Genomic DNA, 5,884 nt, shown 5'->3' on the forward strand with positions numbered 1-5,884 from the left:
GCGCGATGGAGACCGGCTACCAGCGTGGCCGCATCCAGGACGAGTCGATGCTCTACGAGCAGCGTAAACACGACGGCAGCCTGCCGATCATCGGCGTCAACACCTTCCGCAATCCCGACGCCGGCGCCCGCAACGCCGGGCCGGTGGAACTCGCCCGCGCCACCGAGGACGAGAAGCGCTCCCAGCTGGAGCGGGTCGGCGCCTTCCAGGAACGCCACCGCGAGCAGGCGCACGTCGCACTGGCCGCGCTCAAGGAGGCCGCCCACGACGGCGAGAACATGTTCGCCGTGCTGATGGACACCGCCCGCGTCTGCAGCCTGCAGCAGATCACCGACGCGCTCTTCGAGGTGGGCGGCCAGTACCGGCGCAACGTCTGAGACACCGTGGTCCAGCCGGGGTGCTCGGTCAGGTGTCCCCGGACACCAGACCCGCCTCGTAGGCGATGATCGCCGCCTGGACCCGGTTGTTCAGACCGAGCCGCAGCAGGATGGCGCTGACGTGGGATTTGACGGTGCCTTCCGAGAGGAACAGCTCGCGGCCGATGTCCTGGTTGGACATGCCCCGGCCGACGAGTGCGAGCACCTCGCGCTCCCGTGCGGTCAGCGACTCCACCTGCCTGCGTGCCGTATCCGCCCTGGAGAGCCTGCCGCCGCCCAGCTGCGCGATGACCTTCCGTGCGATCCTCGGCGACAGGTACGCCGCGCCGTCGGCGACCGCCCGTACCCCGATGATCAGCTCCCGGGGGTCGGCGGCCTTGAGCAGGAAGCCGGCGGCGCCCTCGTCGAGCGCTCTGGAGACATACTCGTCCTCGTCGAACGTGGTCAGCATGATGACCGCGACCTGCGGCATGGTGGCACGCAGCTCGGCCGCGGCGGACAGGCCGTCGAGTCGGGGCATGCGGATGTCCAGCATCGCGATGTCCGGCCGGTGCGCGCGCGTCAACTCGATCGCCTCGCGCCCGTCGGCGGCTTCGGCGACCACCTCGATGCCCGCGTCGGTGGCCAGGATCGACTTCACCCCGGCCCGGATCATGGCCTCGTCGTCGGCCAGCACCACCCGGATCATCGGTGTCCCTCCGGCCTGGCCGGGAACCGCGCCGTCACGGTGAACCCGTCGTCATGGGGGCCGGCCGACAGCGTGCCGCCAAGCAGCCGGACCCGCTCGCGCATGCCTGTTATCCCGCTCCCCCCGACTGCCGGCGTCGGCGTGCCGGGGGCCGCGGAGTTGCGCACCGTGACGGTGACCGTCTCGTGGGTCCGTTCCAGGCGGACGAGTACGTCCGCCCCGGGCGCGTGGCGGGCGGCGTTGGTCAGCGACTCCTGTACCACCCGGTGTGCGGCCCGGTCCGTCGGCGGCGGCAGGAGCGCGCGCTCACCGGCCTGGTGGAAGGCGACCGCCATTCCGGCGCCACGCGCGCGATCAACCAGTGTCTCGATGGACTCGTCCGGCGGCTCGGCCGGAATGGAGCCGCCCTCGCGCAGCACTCCGAGAGTGTGGCGGAGCCGGTCGGTCGCGGTGACCGCGGAGGCCCGCAGCTGAGCCGCCGCCTCCCGGTTCGGCTCGGTCATGTCGGCGGCCAGCTCCAGGGCTCCGGCGCGCAGCGCGATCAGTGCCAGTTCATGGCCGAGTGAGTCGTGCATGTCCGCGGCGATACGGGCGCGTTCGCGAAGTGTGACGCGTTCGGCGATGAGCTCCTGCTCTCGCTGGAGCCGGGCGACCCGCTCCTGGCCTGCCTTCACCAACTCGGCCTGCTGCCGCCGGAACCGGCCGGCCAGCCACGGCAGCACCGTGAACAGGCCGAGGGCCATCAGCGCACCGACTCCGGTCCAGAAGTCCAGCACGGTGTGGACGGCGCCGGGTATCGCGGCAACGGCCAGGAGCAGCCAGTCCCGCCGTACCGGCAGGTGGCGTCCGTGCAGGTAGGCCGCCACGGCCAGCACCGCGAAGAGAAGCTGCCGCCAGGTCGGGATGCCGTCGAGGTTCAGCCCGTTGAGCAGGGCGAACCCCGCGATCGACACCAGGATCACACCGTTTCTCACCCGGTCGACACTACCGATCGCAGCCTCAGCAGCCGCATCGCGGTGGTGGCGGCTCCCGCCGTCGCCGCGACCACCAGGGTGATCGTCATCGGCGCGGCGAAGTAGGTGAGCTGCTCCCAGGTGACCGTCCGGCCTCTCATCAGGAAGGAGATCAGCTCCGGATACCCGGCGAGCAGCGGCACCGGCAGCAGCACCGGGACCGTGCGCAGCGCGATCCACCAGCCGGGGCTTCCGGCCCGCCTGCTCGCCCAGCGGCGCGACCGCAGCACGCCCAGCACCCCCAGACCCACCGCCGTCAACGCGATCAGGCCCAGGAGCAGTTCGAACACCTGCCGGTCCCCGCCCGGCGCCTCTGACGTCCCGCCCCGGCTCATCGCGACCAGGCCGGCGAGCACGTCGTAGGTGTCGTCGTGGAGGGCCGCGCTGTTGGTCATGACCGCGAAGCCGTACCCGGTGTCCGGGGCGATCGCCTGCACCGCGTTGTAGGTGAACAGGTTGCCCGAGTGCACGAGCAGCCTGGTGCCGTTCACGGTCTCCGAACCCCAGCCCATGCCGTAGTCACGCACCTGGGACGGGGTGTGCATGGTCGCAAGGCTCTCCGGCGTCACCAGCTGTTCGCCGTTGCCGGTCTGGCTGATCAGCCACCTGCCCATGTCGGCCGCGGTGCTGATGACTCCGCCGCCACCGCTGTTGTTGAGAAAGCCGGGCAGCTCGGGCCGCGGCACCCAGACGCCGTACAGCGAGTTGAAACCCTCGGACGGCTGGACGGCCTGGTCGCTGACGGCGCTGCCGGTCATGCCGAGCGGGCCGAAGACGTGCCGCTGCAGGTAGTCGCCGAAGTCTCGTCCGCCGACGACCTCGACCAGCCGGGCGGCCACGTCGTAGTTGACGTTGCAGTACTCCCAGCGCGTACCGGGGTCGGCGGCCAGCCTGCCGGTGCTCAGCGTGGACACGTAGTCGGCGAGCGACCTGGACCTCTCCGTCGCGCCGATGTCGACGGTGGTGTCGGACAGGCCCGACGTCTGGTTCAGCAGCTGCCGTACCGTGATTCCCGCGGCGCGCCGATCGGCCATGCGGAACTCCGGCAGTCGCCCGGCGACCGGCTCGTCCAGGGAGATCCTGCCGTCGTCGACCAGTGTCATGACGGCCATGGCGGTGAACGACTTGCTGACCGAGGCGACCCGCATCGGAGTGTTCTCGGTGACCGGTTCGCCGGCCGAGTCGCGCCCGTATCCGGCGGCGTGCACGATCTTGCCGCCGTGCGTCACGACGACGGACATCCCGGGCAGCCCGGTGGACTCCATGGTCCTGTCCAGGTAGGCGTCGATGTCGGCCGGGGTCGGCTCGGCGGCGGGTGGTCCGGCCTGCGCGGCGGAAACCGCGGCCAGGTTCACTATCAGGGTCACTGCCAGGCCGAATCCCACTGCCAGGCCGATGAGGTCGCGTTTCATGCTGAAGAACCTAGAAACCGGCGGCCCCGGGGGTATCCGACGATCGGCCACGACCACCCCCGACGAAAGTCAGGTGCCCCGTGCGGACGGACAGGCGTCAGGCTCGCCTCCGGCCGGTCGTGTGTCGCGAGAACTTCACAACAACCCAGGGCAGCTACTGCAAGAACTTGATGGACAGGTGCAGCTAGAGAACAAGATTACGAAACTATTTCGCACGAGCCTTGTGGGGCGGGGTTCGCGGGTCCTAATGTCGCCTCACCTCAGGACGGTCGCTCCCCCCGGGCGTCCTGAGGTGTTCACCCCCCGAGAGAAACGAGCATGCGATGTCACGGATCAGCACAGGAACCGCGGCGAGGTGGTCCGGCAGGCCACCGCGGAGGGCCACGGTGGCGGTCGCAGCGGTGACCGCGGTCACCGTCGGTCTCACCGTCGGTCTCACCGTCGTGCTCGGTGGCACGGCCCTTGCCGACAGGAACGCGAACGGAGCCTCGACGCCCGCGGTGACTCGCGCCGGCCTCGACCCGTCACTCGTCGCGGGCCGGGGCGCGAGCGTCGACTTCGCCGAGCAGGAGGCGGAGAACGCCGCGACGAACGGCACGGTCATCGGCCCGGACCGCACCGCGTACACGCTGCCGTCGGAGGCGTCGGGCCGCAGAGCGGTCAAGCTGACGCCCGGGCAGCACGTCGAGTTCACCCTGCCGCGCGCGGCCAACGCGATCACCGTGCGCTACAGCATCCCGGACGCCCCCAACGGCGGCGGCATCACCGCGCCGCTCAACGTCACGGTGAACGGCGGGGCCAGGAAGTCCATGACCCTCACCTCGCAGTACGCGTGGCTGTACAACCAGTATCCGTTCTCCAACGACCCGAACGCCGACCTGCTCCACCCCGACTGGTGGATCACCGAGTGCGCCTGCGTGCCCGCCGCCACCACGCCCACTCCGGCGATCACCAAGCCGTTCCGCCCGAGCCACTTCTACGACGAGCAGCGCCTCCTGCTCGGCAGGACCTACCGCGCCGGTGACAGGGTGCGGCTCACGGTTCCCGCCGGGAGCAACGCCGCCTGGACGGTCATCGACCTGCTCGACTCGCACCTCGTCGGCGCTCCGCACGTCAGGCTCGTCGCGGCGAACGTGCTGGCCTTCGGCGCCGACCCGCTCGGGCGGCGCGACTCCGCCGACGCGTTCGACAGGGCGATCGCCTTCGCCAAGAGCAAGCGTCTCAAGGTCTACATCCCGCCGGGCACCTACCAGGTGAACCGCCACATCATCGTCGACAGCGTGACGATCGAGGGCGCGGGCAACTGGTACACGATCATCAAGGGCCGCGAGGTCACACTGCCCGCGCCGGCCCCCGACGGCTCGGTGCACACCGGCGTCGGCTTCTACGGCAAGGACGCCTCGGCCGGTGGCAGCGACAACGTCCACCTGTCCGGCTTCGCGATCGAAGGCGACGTCCGCGAGCGCATCGACACCGACCAGGTGAACGGCGTCGGCGGGGCGATGAGCAACTCGACCATCAACGGCCTCCACATCCGCCACACCAAGGTGGGCCTGTGGTTCGACGGACCGATGACGAACCTTAAGATCACCAACAACGTCATCGTCGACCAGATCGCCGACGGTCTCAACTTCCACACCGGCGTCACGAACTCGGTCGTGTCGAACAACTTCATCCGCAACTCCGGAGACGACGGCCTGGCGATGTGGTCGGAGAAGACCTCCAACGCCGGCAACACCTTCGACCACAACACCGTGCAGACGCCCGTCCTCGCGAACGGCATCGCCGTCTACGGCGGCACCGACAACACCATCTCGAACAACCTCGTCGCCGACCCGATCCGGGAGGGCAGCGCCATCCAGGTCGGCTCCCGCTTCGGCGCCGAGGCCTTCGCCGGGCACCTGTGGGTCAAGGACAACACCACGGTCCGGGCCGGTACCTACGAGCTGAACTGGAACATCGGCCTGGGAGCCATCTGGTTCTACGCGCTGGAGAAGAACATCGACGCCGACATCCAGGTGGTCGGCAACCACTTCCTCGACAACACCTACAACGCGATCATGCTGGTCAGCGACTGGCCGGTGAAGGACCTGTACTCGATCACCAACGTCCACTTCAAGGACATCAGGGTCGACGGCACCGGTACCTCCGTGGTCAGCGCCCGGGTGAAGGGCTCGGCGTCCTTCGAGAACGTGGACGCCCGCAACGTCGGCGCGGTCGGCGTCAACAACTGCGGGGCGTTCAACTTCCCGTCCACCGGCTCGGAGTTCTCGCTGACGGACCTCGGCGGCAACGACGGGGGCGGCACCACCGGCCCCTGGCTCGCAGCGTGGGAACTGCCGAACACCATCACCTGCGACGACCGTCCGCCGGTCGTCGCGCCGCGCGCGGCCG

At 69.7% G+C, this 5,884-nt stretch carries 5 protein-coding genes; 2 read left to right on the plus strand and 3 right to left on the minus strand.

The window, feature by feature from the left end:
• Positions 1-377 (plus strand): methylmalonyl-CoA mutase family protein (locus ABZ260_RS44930; protein WP_355630325.1); only part of this gene is annotated, 377 nt, incomplete at its 5' end.
• A 28-nt stretch (positions 378-405) separates the two neighbouring features.
• On the opposite strand, the gene ABZ260_RS44935 is transcribed toward ABZ260_RS44930, so the two are convergent.
• From ABZ260_RS44935 to ABZ260_RS44945, 3 genes are read right to left on the minus strand one after another with little or no spacing between them, the layout of a single operon-like run.
• Positions 406-1,065, minus strand: coding sequence for a response regulator transcription factor (locus ABZ260_RS44935; protein ID WP_355630327.1), 660 nt, complete (start codon positions 1,063-1,065; stop codon positions 406-408).
• On the minus strand, positions 1,062-2,039 hold the full coding sequence (locus ABZ260_RS44940; protein ID WP_355630330.1) for a histidine kinase: 978 nt from the start codon (positions 2,037-2,039) through the stop codon (positions 1,062-1,064). The genes ABZ260_RS44935 and ABZ260_RS44940 overlap by 4 nt, the downstream gene beginning before the upstream one ends.
• Positions 2,036-3,490, minus strand: a complete 1,455-nt coding sequence (locus ABZ260_RS44945) for a serine hydrolase domain-containing protein (RefSeq protein WP_355630333.1) — start codon at positions 3,488-3,490, stop codon at positions 2,036-2,038. Before ABZ260_RS44945 ends, ABZ260_RS44940 begins: the two co-directional genes overlap by 4 nt.
• Before the next feature lie 386 nt (positions 3,491-3,876).
• Here ABZ260_RS44945 and ABZ260_RS44950 point away from each other — a divergent pair.
• Positions 3,877-5,884: glycosyl hydrolase family 28-related protein (locus ABZ260_RS44950; RefSeq protein ID WP_355630336.1), on the plus strand; the 2,008-nt coding region annotated here is incomplete at its 3' end.

This window comes from Streptosporangium sp. NPDC006013, from assembly GCF_040614275.1.
Lineage (GTDB): Bacteria > Actinomycetota > Actinomycetes > Streptosporangiales > Streptosporangiaceae > Streptosporangium.

Coding starts and splice junctions, on each gene's coding strand:
- ABZ260_RS44935 (WP_355630327.1), bottom strand. CDS start 1,065: ATGATCCGGGTGGTGCTGGCCGACGACGAGGCCATGATCCGGGCCGGG.
- ABZ260_RS44945 (WP_355630333.1), bottom strand. CDS start 3,490: ATGAAACGCGACCTCATCGGCCTGGCAGTGGGATTCGGCCTGGCAGTG.